Annotated in this window: 15 protein-coding genes; all 15 read left to right on the top strand. The window is 29.0% G+C overall.

Annotation, left to right across the window (positions count from 1 at the left end):
- The first annotated feature begins 49 nt into the window (after positions 1-49).
- The 15 genes from topA (at position 50) to TR13x_RS02440 (ending at position 15,369) form a co-directional block, all read left to right on the top strand.
- Positions 50-2,134, top strand: a complete 2,085-nt coding sequence (topA, locus tag TR13x_RS02510; RefSeq protein WP_054870301.1) for a type I DNA topoisomerase — start codon at positions 50-52, stop codon at positions 2,132-2,134.
- An 11-nt stretch (positions 2,135-2,145) separates the two neighbouring features.
- Positions 2,146-3,468 (top strand): methylenetetrahydrofolate--tRNA-(uracil(54)-C(5))-methyltransferase (FADH(2)-oxidizing) TrmFO, encoded by a 1,323-nt coding sequence (gene trmFO, locus TR13x_RS02505; RefSeq protein ID WP_054870300.1) that lies wholly within the window; start codon positions 2,146-2,148, stop codon positions 3,466-3,468.
- Between the two features lie 47 nt (positions 3,469-3,515).
- Positions 3,516-4,046, top strand: coding sequence for an ATP-dependent protease subunit HslV (gene hslV, locus TR13x_RS02500; RefSeq protein WP_054870299.1), 531 nt, complete (start codon positions 3,516-3,518; stop codon positions 4,044-4,046).
- A 13-nt stretch (positions 4,047-4,059) separates the two neighbouring features.
- Positions 4,060-5,454, top strand: coding sequence for an ATP-dependent protease ATPase subunit HslU (gene hslU / locus TR13x_RS02495; protein WP_054870298.1), 1,395 nt, complete (start codon positions 4,060-4,062; stop codon positions 5,452-5,454).
- Between the two features lie 15 nt (positions 5,455-5,469).
- Positions 5,470-6,252, top strand: a complete 783-nt coding sequence (gene codY, locus TR13x_RS02490; RefSeq protein WP_054870297.1) for a GTP-sensing pleiotropic transcriptional regulator CodY — start codon at positions 5,470-5,472, stop codon at positions 6,250-6,252.
- Between the two features lie 216 nt (positions 6,253-6,468).
- Positions 6,469-6,870 carry a flagellar basal body rod protein FlgB gene (flgB, locus tag TR13x_RS02485; RefSeq protein WP_054870296.1) on the top strand — a complete coding sequence of 134 codons (402 nt, stop codon included), beginning with the start codon at positions 6,469-6,471 and terminating at the stop codon, positions 6,868-6,870.
- Positions 6,871-6,872: 2 nt separating this feature from the next.
- Positions 6,873-7,313: a flagellar basal body rod protein FlgC gene (gene flgC / locus TR13x_RS02480; RefSeq protein ID WP_054870295.1), complete on the top strand. Its 441-nt coding sequence runs from the start codon at positions 6,873-6,875 to the stop codon at positions 7,311-7,313.
- A gap of 12 nt (positions 7,314-7,325) precedes the next feature.
- Positions 7,326-7,622 carry a flagellar hook-basal body complex protein FliE gene (gene fliE / locus TR13x_RS02475; RefSeq protein ID WP_054870294.1) on the top strand — a complete coding sequence of 99 codons (297 nt, stop codon included), beginning with the start codon at positions 7,326-7,328 and terminating at the stop codon, positions 7,620-7,622.
- A gap of 32 nt (positions 7,623-7,654) precedes the next feature.
- Positions 7,655-9,196 (top strand): flagellar basal-body MS-ring/collar protein FliF, encoded by a 1,542-nt coding sequence (fliF, locus tag TR13x_RS02470; protein WP_054870293.1) that lies wholly within the window; start codon positions 7,655-7,657, stop codon positions 9,194-9,196.
- Between the two features lie 12 nt (positions 9,197-9,208).
- Positions 9,209-10,216: a flagellar motor switch protein FliG gene (gene fliG, locus TR13x_RS02465; protein WP_054870292.1), complete on the top strand. Its 1,008-nt coding sequence runs from the start codon at positions 9,209-9,211 to the stop codon at positions 10,214-10,216.
- Entirely contained in the window at positions 10,209-10,937 is a 729-nt protein-coding gene (locus tag TR13x_RS02460) for a FliH/SctL family protein (protein ID WP_054870291.1), read from the top strand. The genes fliG and TR13x_RS02460 overlap by 8 nt, the downstream gene beginning before the upstream one ends.
- Positions 10,938-10,942: 5 nt before the next feature.
- Positions 10,943-12,262, top strand: a complete 1,320-nt coding sequence (gene fliI, locus TR13x_RS02455; RefSeq protein WP_054870290.1) for a flagellar protein export ATPase FliI — start codon at positions 10,943-10,945, stop codon at positions 12,260-12,262.
- A gap of 12 nt (positions 12,263-12,274) precedes the next feature.
- On the top strand, positions 12,275-12,715 hold the full coding sequence (gene fliJ, locus TR13x_RS02450) for a flagellar export protein FliJ (protein WP_054870289.1): 441 nt from the start codon (positions 12,275-12,277) through the stop codon (positions 12,713-12,715).
- A gap of 12 nt (positions 12,716-12,727) precedes the next feature.
- Positions 12,728-13,966 (top strand): hypothetical protein, encoded by a 1,239-nt coding sequence (locus tag TR13x_RS02445; protein WP_054870288.1) that lies wholly within the window; start codon positions 12,728-12,730, stop codon positions 13,964-13,966.
- 17 nt (positions 13,967-13,983) lie between these two features.
- Positions 13,984-15,369 (top strand): flagellar hook-length control protein FliK, encoded by a 1,386-nt coding sequence (locus tag TR13x_RS02440; RefSeq protein WP_054870287.1) that lies wholly within the window; start codon positions 13,984-13,986, stop codon positions 15,367-15,369.
- Positions 15,370-15,376: the final 7 nt, after the last annotated feature.

The following is a 15,376-nucleotide window of genomic DNA, read 5'->3' as shown; positions in this document are numbered from 1 at the left end:
ATAGTTTTTGATATAATAACAAACATTATGAAAGTTGGAGGTGTATGACTTGGCAAAGTTCCTTGTTATAGTAGAGTCACCTGCTAAGGCTAAAACTATAGGGAAATTTCTAGGTAGTAATTATAAAGTGAAAGCATCTGTAGGACATGTTAGAGATTTACCCAAAAGCAAATTGGGTATTAAAATAGAAGAGAATTTTGAACCTGAATACATAACAATAAGAGGTAAAGGCCCTGTAATAAATGAGATAAAAAAAGAAGCAAAAAAAGCTGAAAAGATCTATTTAGCAACAGACCCCGATAGGGAAGGTGAAGCAATTTCATGGCATTTATCACATATATTAGGTCTTTCAAAAGATGATAAAGTTAGAATAGAATTTAATGAAATTACTAAAAATGCTATTAAAACTGCAATTAAGAAACCTCGACAAATCAATCAGAATCTAGTAAATGCACAACAAGCTAGAAGAGTATTAGATAGACTTGTTGGATATAAAATTAGTCCTTTATTGTGGAGAAAAGTAAAAAGAGGATTGAGTGCTGGTAGGGTACAGTCTGTTGCAACAAAACTTATTTGCGATAGAGAGAAGGAAATTGAAAACTTTAAACCTACTGAATACTGGACTATAGATGTTTTTCTTAAAAAAGATAGTCGAATATTCAAAGCGAATTTTTATGGTGTTAAGGAAGAAGGGAAAGAAAAGAAGTTAGACTTAAAAAGTAAAGATGAAGTTGAAACTATTATCAGAGGAATTAAAACAAGTGATTTTATTATTGATGAAGTTAAAAGAGGAAATAGAAAACGTAATCCTAATCCTCCTCTTACTACAAGTACTTTGCAACAGGAGGCATCTAAACGTTTAGGTTTTTCGACTAAAAAGACGATGATGGTAGCTCAACAATTATATGAAGGTATTGATGTTAAAGGCGAAGGAACTGTTGGTCTTATTACTTACATAAGAACTGATTCGGTAAGAATATCTGATGAAGCATTAAAAAAAGCCAAAGATTTTATAGCAGAAGTCTATGGAGAAAAATATACTACAGGATTTAGAAGATTTAAGTCAAAAAAGAAAAATGATATTCAAGATGCTCATGAAGCGATTAGACCTACTTTAGTAAATAGAACACCAGAGAAAATAAAAAACTCTTTAAGTGCTGATCAGTATAAATTGTATAAACTCATTTGGGAAAGATTTGTTGCAAGTCAAATGAGTCCTGCATTATACGAAACGTTATCAGTTAAGATTAATGCTGGAAATTATATTTTTAGAGCTTCGGGCTCTAAAATAGTATTTAATGGTTATTTAAAAATACTTAAAGATGATAAACAAGAAAAAGAAATAGAGATTCCAAATCTTGATGAAGGTGAAATTGTAAATATTAAAGACATACAGTCTGAACAACATTTTACACAACCACCAGCAAGATATACTGAATCTACTTTAGTTAGAACTTTAGAAGAGCTAGGAATAGGTAGACCTAGTACGTATGCACCTACAATTAGTACTATTTTGAGTAGAGGCTATGTAGTTTTAGAAAAAAAATATTTTAAACCAACAGATTTGGGTATTTTAGTAACAGAGTTACTTCAAGAATATTTTACAGATATTATTAATGAAGAGTTTACTGCAGATATGGAAAATAAGTTAGATAAAATTGAAGAAGGTTTACTGAATTGGAAAGATGTAATAAATGAATTCTATAAAGAATTTAAAATAAGTCTTGAAAAAGCAGAAAATGAGATTAATAAGATAGAGATTCAGAATGAGATTACTGATATAAAATGTGAGAAGTGTGGCAGGTTTATGGTAATCAAACATGGAAGATATGGGAAATTTTTAGCTTGTCCTGGATATCCAGAATGTAAAAATACGAAACCAATTGTGAAAGAATTAGGTATAAAATGTCCAGAATGTGGAGGGGAATTGATAGAAAGAAGCACTAAAAAAGGCAGGAAATTTTATGGATGTAGTAACTATCCTGAATGCTCATTTGTTTCATGGGATATGCCAACTGGAGATAAATGCCCTGAGTGTGGAGGAATATTAATAAAGAAAAAAAATAAAAAAGGTAATTATATAAAATGCTCTAATAAGGAATGTAAGTATAAAAAAGAAACAAATGAAAAGTAAAGGGTGATATTATGCAAAATGAAGTAATGGTTATTGGTGGAGGTCTAGCAGGATGTGAAGCAAGTTGGCAATTAGCTAGTAGAGGAATTAAAGTTAAACTGTTTGAAATGAGACCTGTTAAAAATACAGAAGCACATCATACAGATAAATTAGCCGAGTTAGTGTGTAGTAATTCACTAAAATCAGATAGTATAGAAAATGCAATAGGATTGCTTAAAGCCGAAATGCGAATGTTAAATTCATTAATTATGGAAGCTGCTGATAATAATAGAGTACCAGCAGGAGGGGCTCTTGCGGTTGATAGAGAAAGATTTTCAGAAGAGATAACTAACAAAATTTGTAATCATCCTAATATAGAGCTTATAAGAAACGAAATAACTGAAATACCAACTGATAGTTTTGTAATTATAGCTACGGGGCCATTAACCTCTAAAGGCTTAACAGATCATATTTCTAAATTAACTAAAGCTGAACACTTATATTTTTATGATGCGGCAGCTCCAATTGTTACTTATGAATCAATTAATATGAAAAGAGCATTCAAGGGATCGAGGTACAATAAAGGAGAAGCTGATTATATAAACTGTCCTATGAACAAAGAAGAATATGAACGTTTTTATCAAGAACTTATAAAAGCAGAAGTTCATCCATTGAAAAATTTTGAAAAACAGATTGTTTTTGAAGCTTGTATGCCAATAGAAACAATGGCCAAAAGAGGTAAAGAAACTTTATTATATGGTCCATTAAAGCCTGTCGGCTTAGAGAATCCAATTACAAAAGAAAAATACTATGCAGTCGTTCAATTAAGACAAGATAATAAAGAAGGAACTTTGTATAATATGGTTGGTTTTCAAACTAATTTAAAATGGGGTGAACAAAAAAGAGTATTTAGTTTAATTCCTGCTTTAGAAAATGCAGAATTTGTCAGATATGGCGTGATGCATCGCAATACTTATATTGATTCACCAAAAGTTTTAAAACCAACTTATCAATTAAAAGAATATGAGAATATAATGTTTGCAGGTCAAATAACAGGTGTTGAAGGATATGTTGAGTCAGCTGCTTCTGGACTAGTGGCAGGTATAAATATGTCAAGGATTTTACTAGATAAGCAGCCACTAATATTTCCAATAGAAACAGCACTTGGCTCTTTGAGTAATTATATTTCTGATGGAAGTATAAGTAATTTTCAGCCTATGCATATAAATTTTGGTATAATGCCTGCATTAGAACATAGAGTAAAAAACAAAAAAGAAAGAAACAAGTTAAAATCCGAACGAAGTTTAAAAGTTTTACAAAAATTTATCAAAGAGAATAAAATATTAGTTGATTGATGTGTTAAAATATGATAACATTGATTGTTGCGGATAGGGGTGAGATTGTGTTTAGGGGAACTACAATTATTGCTGTAAAGAAAGATAATAAGGTAGCAATAGCTGGAGATGGTCAAGTTACTTTTGGAGATAAAACTATTATGAAACATACAGCTAAAAAAGTGAGAAAACTATATAATAATACTGTAGTAGTTGGGTTTGCAGGCTCTGTAGCTGATGCGATGACTTTGTCTGAGAAATTAGAAGAAAAATTGGAACAATTTAGTGGAAATCTTAAAAGAGCAGCTGTAGAGTTAGCAATGGATTGGAGAAATGATAAAATTTTAAGAAAACTTGAAGCTATGTTAATAGCAGGAAATAAAGATATTTTATTAGTAATATCAGGTAATGGTGAGGTTATAGAACCTGAAGATGGTATAGTTGCTATAGGTTCAGGTGGTAGTTATGCATTTGCGGCTGGTAAAGCTTTAGTAAAGCATTCCCGTCTTTCGATTGAAGAAATAGTAAAAGAGTCGCTCTTGATAGCTTCATCCATATGCGTGTATACTAATAGTAATATTACTGTAGAAGTGATTTAAAGGAGTGTTTTTGATGAATGAATTAACTCCAAAACAAATAGTTAAAGAATTAGATAAATATATTATAGGACAACAAAAAGCAAAAAAATCTGTTGCAATTGCCTTAAGAAATAGATATAGAAGAAATTTGTTAGATGATGAGTTTAAAGAGGAAGTTAAACCTAAGAATATATTAATGATAGGACCAACCGGTGTAGGTAAAACTGAGATTGCGCGAAGGCTAGCTAAATTAGTAAATGCACCATTTGTAAAAGTAGAAGCAACAAAATTTACAGAAGTAGGTTATGTAGGTAGAGATGTAGAATCAATGGTGAGAGATTTAGTTCAAACTTCAATTCGAATGGTTAAATCAGAGAAAATTAGAATGGTATATAATAAAGCACGTGATGTTGCTTTAGATAGAATTGCTGAGATTATAGTTCCATTACCTAAAAAAACAGAAGATTTTATTAATCCACTAAATGTTTTTTTTGGTACTAGTAAAAAGGAACAATGTGATAACGATAATACTATTGAAAATGAAAAAATTCTACAACAAAGAAAAGAAATTAGAAAAAAACTTATTGGCAATGAGTTAGATGATAAAGTTATTGAAATAGAAATTGAAGAAAGTAAAAACTCTACTATAGAAATGTTTAGTGGAATTGGGATTGAAGAATTAAATATTAATGTAAATGATTTATTAGGTGGAATAATTCCGAAGATGACTAAGAAAAGAAAAGTTCCTATTAAAGAAGCCAAGAAAATTTTAACTTCTCAAGAAGCTCAAAAACTTATAGATATGGATGAGGTTATTAATGAGGGAATTAAAAGAGCTGAAGAAAATGGAATAATCTTTATTGATGAAATAGATAAAATTGCTGGAAGAAATTTTGGCTCTGGTCCCGATATATCAAGAGAAGGAGTACAAAGGGATATTCTACCTATTATTGAGGGTAGTACTGTTATGACGAAATACGGTCCTGTTAAAACTGACCATATTCTTTTTATAGCAGCTGGAGCTTTTCATATTACAAAAGTTACGGATTTAATACCAGAAATACAAGGTAGATTCCCTATTCGAGTAGAATTAGAAAATCTTACTGAAGATATTTTTAAAGAAATATTAACGAAGCCACAAAATGCGCTTATCAAACAATATCAATTATTGTTAGAAACAGAAGGTATAAAAGTAACATATACTGAAGAAGCTATTAATGAAATAGCAAGAATTGCATATCTTATTAATGAACAATCAGAGAATATAGGAGCCAGAAGACTGCATACTATATTAGAAAAATTGCATGAAGATATATCTTTTGAAGCGCCAGATATTGAAGAGAAAAAAGTTGAAATAGATGTAAATTATGTTAGAGAAAAATTGAGTGACATTATAAAAGAAAAAGATATGTCAAAATACATAATCTGATGAAGGAGGATTAATATGGGTGAAAGTTTATTAAAGAAGACAAGGAGACTTAATAAAATTTTGCAGAATTCAGGTAGTAGACCTGTTTCTTTTTCAGAATTAAGTACAACTTTAAGTGAAATTCTTGAGGCTAATGTTTATATAGCTAGCAAGAAAGGAAGAGTATTAGGATTTGCTTTATCTTTAGGTTTTGAATGTAATATCATACAAAGTGAAGTTGTAGAAGAGAGAAGGTTTCCTAAAGAATATAATGAGGAATTGTTGAGGATTAATGAAACTAGAGCAAATACGAAAGAAGTTGAAGAGTGTGTGTTTGATCAAGTGTCTAAATGTGACTATCCTAACAAGTTGAGTACGGTTGTACCAATAATAAGTGGTGGTGTTAGATTAGGAACTTTAGTGCTTGCTAGATTTGGTAGAGAATTTACTGAAGAGGATTTAGTTTTAGCTGAATATAGTGCAACAATAGTTGGAATGGAAATTTTAAGAGCTAAAAATGAAGAAATAGAAGAAGAAGCACGTAAAAAAGCAATAGTTCAAATGGCAATAGGCACTTTATCATATTCTGAATTAGAAGCAGTAGAACATATTTTTAATGAATTAGATGGGGATGAAGGATTGCTTGTTGCTAGTAAAATTGCAGATAGAGTAGGTATTACAAGGTCTGTAATTGTAAATGCACTTAGAAAATTTGAAAGTGCTGGAGTAATTGAGTCTAGGTCACTTGGAATGAAGGGGACATATATAAAGATTTTAAATGACAAATTAATAGATGAACTTAAAAAAGTGAGAAGTTAAAAATAAAAGGTATGACACATAGTGTCGTACCTTTTTTTAACCTATTAGGACTTATTGACCATTTAAACAAAATTGTAAAAAAACATAAAATAGAAGAAGGAAATATTTAAATTGAAGAAGAAAATTAATATTATATAGTGTAAAAAATAAAAATATGAAGGATTTTGCATATTTTTATCGAATAATTTATAGATATTTGATTTAAGAGGTGAGTTTATGTTGGATCGAGTGTTTTCAACAGTTAATTTTTTGAAGTTTGCACTTAATGGGACTTGGTTAAGACATGAAGCTATTTCAAATAATATAGCTAATGTGGATACACCTGGATATAAAAGGATCAAAGTTGAATTTGAAGATATATTAAATGAGAGTCTAGAAAATAAATCAGTAAAGCTGAAAGTGACAAATAGATTGCATATTAAGTCACAGCATAGTAACTTAGAGCCAAGAATAGTTAAACAAGTAAATACTTCTACTAGATTAGACGGAAATAATGTAAATATTGATACTGAAATGGCAGATTTAGCAAAGAATACGATTATGTATAATGCTTTAATCCGGCAAACAGCGTCAGAATTCAGTAGAATTAAGTCAGTTATTAATGACGGGAGGAGATAATAATGGGAGTTTTTAATGCTATAAATATTAGTGCTTCAGGAATGAGTGCAGAAAGAATAAGGATGGATATTATTTCAAAAAACATAGCTAATGCAAATACAACTAGGACAAGCAATGGACTTCCATATAGAAGAAAAATGGTAGTGTTTAAAGAAAAAGATAATAAACCTTTTTCATATTATTTGACTGAATATTCACGTAAGAGCTTAAATAAGCAAGGTGTTAAGATTAGTGCAATAATAGAAGATAAAAGTCCATTTAAAAAAGTATATGAACCAGGTCATCCTGATGCAGATAAAGATGGATATGTTTTAATGCCAAATGTAGAAGTAGTTAAAGAAATGGTAGATATGATATCTGCTTCTAGAGCTTATGAAGCAAATATAACAGCAATTAACTCATCTAAAACTATGGCAATGAAAGCTCTAGAAATAGGTAGATAAGGAGGATAATATATGAGAATTAATAATATAAGTAAAATAGAAAATTCAAATTTTGTAAATAAGAGTGATTCTATAAGTAGGAATAATAAAGATTCTTTTGGAAGTTTATTGAAGGAAGCATTAGACAAAGTAGATAGTTTACAAAAAGAAGCTGATCGTTATAATAGATTGTTAGCAACAGGACAAGTAAATAATATACATGAAGTAATGATAGCTAGCGAAAAAGCAAATATAGCCTTGCAACTTACATTGAGTGTTAGGAATAAGGTCATAGATGCGTATAGGGAGATAATGAGGATGCAAATTTAATATTCAGTCGTAGCAAGAAATGAGGTGATTAAGTGTCTGAAACTATAAATAAAATTAGAAACCAGCTTAATGATTTTTGGAGTGGACTTGATAAAACAAAAAAAATCAAGTTAACAGTTAGTGTTTTTTTAGTTATTATTAGTGTTAGTTTAATTACATATTATTTTACACGTACAGAATATGAAATCCTTTATAAAAACTTGAGTTTAAAAGATGCAGGACTTATAACAGATAAATTGGATGAAATGGGCATACAATGGAAAAATGCAGATGAAGGTACAACAATTTTAGTACCAAAAGGATATAAAAATAAGGTAAAGATTCAATTAGCAACTGAGGGCTTACCTAAAGACGGTTATAGTTTTTTAGATGCATTGAATGATAGTAGTTGGACTATGACAGATTACGAAAAAAGACAGAGATTAGAATATGCTTTAGAAAGTGAACTTGCAAGCACTATAGCAGAAATTGATGGAATAGAAGGTGCTAAAGTATATTTGGATATACCAGATGAAAGTAGTTTTGTATTAAAACAAAGTGAGGAAGCTACAGCATCAGTTTTTATTAAACTAGCTAGAAATCAACCTTTATCACAAGAAAAAGTACTTGCTATAAGAAATTTAGTAGCTGGAGCTGTCAAGGAAATAAAGTTAGAAAATGTTTCCATTATTGATGACACAGGTGAGTTGCTTACATCAGATGAAGGTATTGAGAAATACAGTTATAACAAACAACTAGATGTACAATGGAGTATACAAAGAAGAATCGATAATAGTATAAAAAGGTTTCTAGAAACCATGTTTGGATATGGAAATGTTGATGTTAGATCAAGCGTAAAGATGAATTTCGATAGTGAAGTTACAAGAATTGTACAATTTCAACCACCAGTAGAAGGTAGTGATGAAGGTCTAATACGTAGTATGGAACAATTAGAAGAAAATATGGTTAATGGACTAGATGGAGGAGTGCCTGGAGTTGATTCTAATTCTGATAATGCTGTTGATTATGTACAGTCTGATAAAGACAACTCTAAGTTTTATAAAGCAAGTAAGACAATTAACTATGAGTTAAATGAAATTAATAAGCAAATTGAAAAAGCACCTGGTAATATTGAATCTATAACTGTTGCAATTTTAATTAATAAAGATGCGATTGCAGATGGTGAACTTTCAGCTGAAGAAAAGAAGGAAATTGTTAAACTTATATATGCAGCTACTGGATTAGATACAAAACAAGTACAGGTAAATACAGCAAAATTTAATAAGTCATTATTAGATAACACAGATTATGTTTCCAGTGAAGTGAACAATAAAAATAATAATTTAATTTTAATATTATCATTGATTTTTATTGCATTAGCCGGATTGTTTGGGACTATTTACTATAGGCGTAGAAATGAAAAATACGATATCAATGAAGTGTTAGAACAGAAATCAACGCAGTTTGAACAGATAGAGGAGATAGATTTAGACAATAGTGGTAAATCTGAAATTAAGAGTCAAATCGAGAAGTTTATTGATAAAAAACCTGAAGCTGTTGCACAGTTACTAAGAACTTGGTTAAATGAGGATTAAGGAGGGAGAGCCATGTCCAAATTACAGCAATTGACTGGGAAAGAGAAAGCTGCAATATTATTGATAACTTTAGGACCACAAAAATCGGCAGAGATATTTAAACATTTAAACGATGAAGAAATTGAAGAACTTACTTTAGAAATTGCAAATATTAGAATGGTTTCTCCTGAGGAAAAGGAAAAAGTATTAGAGGATTTTTATCAATTATGTTTAGCTCAAGAGTATATTTCTGAAGGTGGAATAAATTATGCTAAGGATGTTTTAGAGAGAGCTTTAGGATCGCAAAAAGCGATTGATATAATTAATAAATTAACGGCTTCATTACAAGTAAGACCTTTTGAGTTTATAAGAAAGGCAGATCCTAATCAATTACTGAATTATATACAGAATGAACATCCGCAGACTATAGCTTTGATATTGTCATATCTTAAACCTAGCCAAGCAGGACAAATTCTGTCAAGCTTACCTCAAGATAAGCAAGCTGAAGTAGCAAAAAGAATTGCCACAATGGACAGAACATCACCTGACATAATTAAGGAAATAGAAAGAGTGTTAGAAAATAAATTCTCAAATTTAGTTACTCAAGACTATACAAGTGTAGGTGGAATTGAAACAATAGTATCTATACTTAATACTGTTGATCGTGGAACTGAAAAACATATTATGGAAGAATTAGAAACACAAGATGCTGAATTAAGTGAAGAGATAAGAAGAAGAATGTTTGTATTTGAAGATATTGTAACTTTAGATAGTAGATCAATACAAAGAATCATTAGAGAAATCGATAATAACCAATGGGCAATTGCCCTTAAATCAGCAAGCGAAGAAGTTAAACAGGTTATTTTTGCAAATATGTCTAAACGTTTAGCAGAAATGATAAAGGAAGATATGGAATTTATGGGTCCTGTTCGACTGAAAGATATAGAAGAAGCTCAGCAGAATATTGTTAATGTTATAAGAAAGCTTGAAGAAGAAGGCGAAATAGTTACTCCAAGAGGAGGGGACGAGATAGTTGTCTAATGTTATTAAATCGCATCAAGTAATTGTAGAAACAACTATTAAAAATGATAATGTAAAGACTGATAGTAAAAATAATATTGAGAAAGTCATAAAAGATGCTTGGGAAAAACATGATGAAATTATAAATAGGGCAAAAATTGAAGCAGAATCAATTATTAATGAAGCAAGAGAAAATGCAGATATTATAATGGAAAAAATGTACAAAAAATCTCAGTTGATGATTGAGGAATCAAAACAAAAAGGTTATGAAGAAGGATACAAAAAAGGCTATGAAGAGGGATGTATATCAGCTGAGAAAATTATTAAAGAAGCAAATAATATAAAAAGAGAATATTTACAAAAAAAAGCTCTATATTTGAAGCAATTAGAAAATGATATTATAGATTTAGTAATTAATATAAGCGAAAAAATAATTAATCAAAAACTAGATGATGATAGAGAAGTTATTATATCGATCATTTTAAAAGGCTTAGAAAGTCTGCTGGTAAGTGACAAAGTTATTATTAGGGTTTCTAAAGATGACTATGGTATTGTTGATCTTGCTAAAGAAAGATTATTAGCAGAAGCAAGTTTAATTGAAGATATTGAAGTAAAAATTGATAACAACCTAGAAAAAGGTGGTTGTGTTATAGAGACCGAAAGAGGATGTGTAGATGTTAGTATAAAAACTCAAATTGAAGCGATGAAAAAAACTTTAAAAGACATTTTAAATAGTGAGTGATATATATGGAAGTAATAGATATAAAAAAATACGTCGATGCAGTTAAAAATATCAAATTAATTAAATATTTTGGTAAAGTAACCAAAGTTATCGGTCTTACTATCGAATCAAATGGCCCACAGGCTAGTATAGGAGAATTATGTTATATATACCCTTTCAGTAGCAAAGTTGCTATACCAGCTGAAGTAGTAGGGTTTAAGGAAGATAAGCTTCTATTAATGCCTTTAGGAGATATGCAAGGGATAGGACCTGGTAGTATTGTTGTATCAACAGGAAATTCTTTAAAAGTTAATGTTAGTGAAGAACTAATTGGACGAGTTTTAGATGGACTAGGTAAACCAATTGATGGTAAAGGACAGATAAGTAACAATAAAACTTATTCAGTTATGAATAATCCACCAAACCCCTTGCAAAGAGAGAAGATAAGAGAAATTCTACCATTGGGCATAAAAGTGATAGATGGATTATTGACTTGTGGAAAAGGGCAAAGAATAGGTATTTTTGCAGGAAGTGGTGTTGGTAAAAGTACTACATTGGGAATGATTGCAAGGAATGTAAAAGCAGATGTTAATGTAATTGCACTTATAGGTGAAAGAGGTAGAGAAGTAAGGGAATTTATAGAAAATGATTTAAAAGAAGAGGGATTAAAAAAGTCTGTTGTTGTCGTTGCAACATCTGATAAACCTGCTCTTGTAAGAATGAAAGGAGCTTTTTTAGCTACAGCAATTGCAGAATATTTTAGAGATAAAGGTAAAAATGTAATGCTTTTGATGGACTCACTAACTAGATTTGCGATGGCGCAGAGAGAAGTTGGTTTAGCAGTTGGGGAACCACCAGTTACAAGAGGATATACGCCATCTGTTTTTGCTTTACTACCTAAGCTTTTAGAAAGAGCAGGAACATCAGATAAAGGTACAATTACAGCTTTATACACAGTTTTAGTTGATGGTGACGACTTAAATGAACCAATAACTGATACTGTAAGAGGTATATTAGATGGACATATAGTTTTATCAAGAAAGTTAGCAAATCAAAATCACTATCCTGCAATAGATGTATTAGCAAGTATTAGTAGAGTAATGCCTAACATATGTGACCAAGAACATATAAACCTTGCAAATAAAATAAAAGATATAATATCAACGTATAAAGAAGCAGAAGATCTAATAAATATTGGCGCTTATAAACAAGGTACTAATGAGAAAATTGATACTGCTATTAATGTTATAGAAAAGATCAATGTTTTTTTAAAACAAAATATAATGGAAAAATATACATTAGAAGAAACAATAAAAATGATGAAGGATATTGTATCAAAAATATAGGATGTGGTTTGAGTGCAAAGTAGATTTAAGTTTAAATTTCAGAAGGTTTTAGAATACAAGGAAACTATTGAAAATTTAAAATTAGCTGATTATAACAAAGCAAAAGAAATTTTAAATTTAGAAGAAGATAAACTTAAAAGCTTAATAAATTACAAAAGGAATGAACTAGCTATAAGAAATAAAAATGTAAAAAACATGACTATATTTGATTTAAAAAACTACAATACGATAATAGATTATATTAATAAGGAAATAGCAAGACAAGAAATTAGAGTTGATAATGCTAGAGGCATATTAGATAGCAAGAAAAAAGTTTTATTAGAAGCTTTAAAGGAAAAAAAGATAATGGAAAAGATCAAAGAAAAGCATTACAATGAGTTTATTTATCAAATAAAAAAAGAAGAAGATAACTTAATAGACGAAATTGTAAACTTCAGAAGTAGTAAAAACTAACGGGGGTTTATTATGACAAAAGAAAAAAAAAGTGGTAACAAAGTTATTTCAATTGTTATTGTAATATTTTTGATATTAACAATACCGATTGGGGTTTTAGCTGCAATTTATTATAATGTGGATTCTTTTAGAATATTAGTTAATAATCAGTTGAAAAATGCTCCAGGTTTTGTAGGAGAATATTTCAGTAGATATCCGACTGAAGAAGAAATTAAAGCTAAAAAAATATTTCTCGTTGAATATCTCAATAAGATTGATACAAATAATGCAGCTGATAAATTGTATATTATCAAGAAGGATGATAAAGAACTTTATAATGACATAATAAAATTGATGAATAGTAGATATCCAGATAAGACAACTAATATAGTTAAATTGATTAGAGAGATAGAATTAAGAAAAAATTTACTTTTTTCACTGTATGATGAAATACAAAAAGAAGAACAAGACAACATCAAGAAAGAAGCAGAAAGACTTCAGAAAATGGACAATTATTTAGCCTTAAAAGAGATTAAAGAAAAAATTAATAGTAATACAGATGAACAGAATAGAGTTGCATATATAATTAGTACTATGAATGAAAAGAAGGCAGCAGACATTATATTTTATCTGAACGATGATGAAAAAAAATTAATATTATCTAAGTTATTATCAATTAATAAAGATAAAATGTATACATTAAGGTCATATCTATTAGAAAAAGAGAAAAGTTATGAAGAGTTTAAAAATTTAGCAAAAATTTATGAAGGTAAGAATTCATATGAAGCTTATAAAATTTTAGGGAATACAGAGAAGTATTCAAGTAGTGATTTAGCTAAAATATATATGAATTTATCTTTAGAGAAAGCTGCAGATATTCTTAAATACTCACAAGACAAGGATTTTGTTGAAGAGTTATTTTATAATATTAGGCGTGAAGAATTATTAACAGGTTCAAAAGAAAATATTACAATTAAATTAAGCCGAATTATTGATTATATAAAAGAGTATGAAGAAAAATTAAATAATTTAGTTTTGATTTATGAAAAAATGGATGCTAAAGACATAGCAAACATTATTGAAAAATTGATTGTAAACGATAAAGAATTAACAGCACTTAAAATAGATTCCAACAATTACTATTCTGTTTCTGATTCAAAATTGGCAATAGATATATTAAGAAAATTGAAAAAATCAACTGTGTCAGAAGTATTAAAAAATTTAAACAATAGAAAAGCAGTTGAGATCACTAGAAAATTAGCTTTACAATGATGAAAGGAGGTGAGTTAATGAGCAATATTGTTGCAGCAGATTTTATTAGTGCTAATATTGAAGTAGATATAAAGCGCAATTTAAAACCGAAATCAAAGAATAACTTTTTTGAAAATATATTAAGTGATAAGTTGAATAATAACGAGAGCAAAGGAGTTGATGACAGGAAAGTCGATTCAACTAGAAACTACAGTAAAGATAAAGAACAAAAAAACGAAAAGATTAATTTGAAAAGAAAAGGTAATGAAAGTGAACAAAGACCAAAAAGCAAATCTATTAATCATGAGGAAAAAGAAAATATTGAATTTGTTGATGAGAGAAATGATATAAGTTTTATGTTGGAAAATATTGAAGAGATAATAGATGATATTAAAAAGATATTATCAGATGATAAAAGCCCTAAATTAAATAACGATTTTAACAGTTTATTGATTCAGCTTGAAAATATTAAAGAAGAGAATGTTTTAGACCTAAAATTAGAAAAAGATATTATAAACTTAACAGGTTTAATAATAACTAAACTACAATCGTACGAAGAAAATAAAGGAATAAAAATGGATAAGGAACTTAGTGAATTATTTAGTAAATTAAATTATTTAGTAAATGAATTGTTAAATCAAAATGAGCTTAATGAAGATTTTAAGTTAATTGAAGAGTTCGCAGACAAGAAAGACAATATAAAAAAGCCTAATATATATAAAGAAGCAAGTGAAAATAAACAAAAAAGAGAGGTAAGAGAAATAAGATTAGTAAATAGTATAAAGAATGAACATTATAATTCAATTGCTAAAGTAGATTTAAAAGAAGATGAAGTAAAAGAAGATAAACTTGTAGTTGGCAAAAACGTAAGAATTTTAACAGTTAATAATCAAACAAACAGTTTAATTGAAAAAATTAATAATGCTAAAGAAAATATTTTAAACAACTACGAAAACAACTTGACTAATGAGAGAACTTTATTACAGAATCTGGATAAAAATATGTTGATGAAGCAGATTATTGAAAAATTGAGTTTAAATAATAAAAAAATAAATCCAGAGGTAAGAATTAAGTTAAAACCAGAGATTTTAGGTAATTTGTTTCTAAATATTACAACAAAAGATAATTTAGTCTTAGCCCGAATTACTGTAGAAAACTACCAAGTAAAACAAGTAATAGAAGCAAATTTAGATGTTTTAAAGGACAATCTTAAAGAACAGGGATTGGAGATTTATGAATTTAGTGTAGACATAGGACAAAGTGCGAATTTTGATAATTACAATTCACAATCTAGATATAACAGAAATTATTTCATGAAACAAAAGGTAAGTAGATTAGCAAATCAAGGTGTTGAGGAAGAATTTTTATATAGTAATGAAGTGTTAAATAGTTTTATGGATAGCAGTATTGATTTAAAAGCATAGGGGTGAT

Source organism: Caloranaerobacter sp. TR13 (assembly GCF_001316435.1).
Taxonomy (GTDB): domain Bacteria; phylum Bacillota; class Clostridia; order Tissierellales; family Thermohalobacteraceae; genus Caloranaerobacter.
This window is presented reverse-complemented; position numbering and strand designations above follow the sequence as displayed.

What these genes read in the sequence shown, in the direction of transcription:
- fliG (WP_054870292.1), top strand. Translation starts at nt 9,209, where the DNA reads ATGTCCAAATTACAGCAATTGACTGGGAAAGAGAAAGCTGCAATATTA.
- flgC (WP_054870295.1), top strand. Translation starts at nt 6,873, where the DNA reads ATGGGAGTTTTTAATGCTATAAATATTAGTGCTTCAGGAATGAGTGCA.
- fliE (WP_054870294.1), top strand. Translation starts at nt 7,326, where the DNA reads ATGAGAATTAATAATATAAGTAAAATAGAAAATTCAAATTTTGTAAAT.
- fliI (WP_054870290.1), top strand. Translation starts at nt 10,943, where the DNA reads ATGGAAGTAATAGATATAAAAAAATACGTCGATGCAGTTAAAAATATC.
- trmFO (WP_054870300.1), top strand. Translation starts at nt 2,146, where the DNA reads ATGCAAAATGAAGTAATGGTTATTGGTGGAGGTCTAGCAGGATGTGAA.
- TR13x_RS02440 (WP_054870287.1), top strand. Translation starts at nt 13,984, where the DNA reads ATGAGCAATATTGTTGCAGCAGATTTTATTAGTGCTAATATTGAAGTA.
- flgB (WP_054870296.1), top strand. Translation starts at nt 6,469, where the DNA reads ATGTTGGATCGAGTGTTTTCAACAGTTAATTTTTTGAAGTTTGCACTT.
- TR13x_RS02445 (WP_054870288.1), top strand. Translation starts at nt 12,728, where the DNA reads ATGACAAAAGAAAAAAAAAGTGGTAACAAAGTTATTTCAATTGTTATT.
- hslU (WP_054870298.1), top strand. Translation starts at nt 4,060, where the DNA reads ATGAATGAATTAACTCCAAAACAAATAGTTAAAGAATTAGATAAATAT.
- codY (WP_054870297.1), top strand. Translation starts at nt 5,470, where the DNA reads ATGGGTGAAAGTTTATTAAAGAAGACAAGGAGACTTAATAAAATTTTG.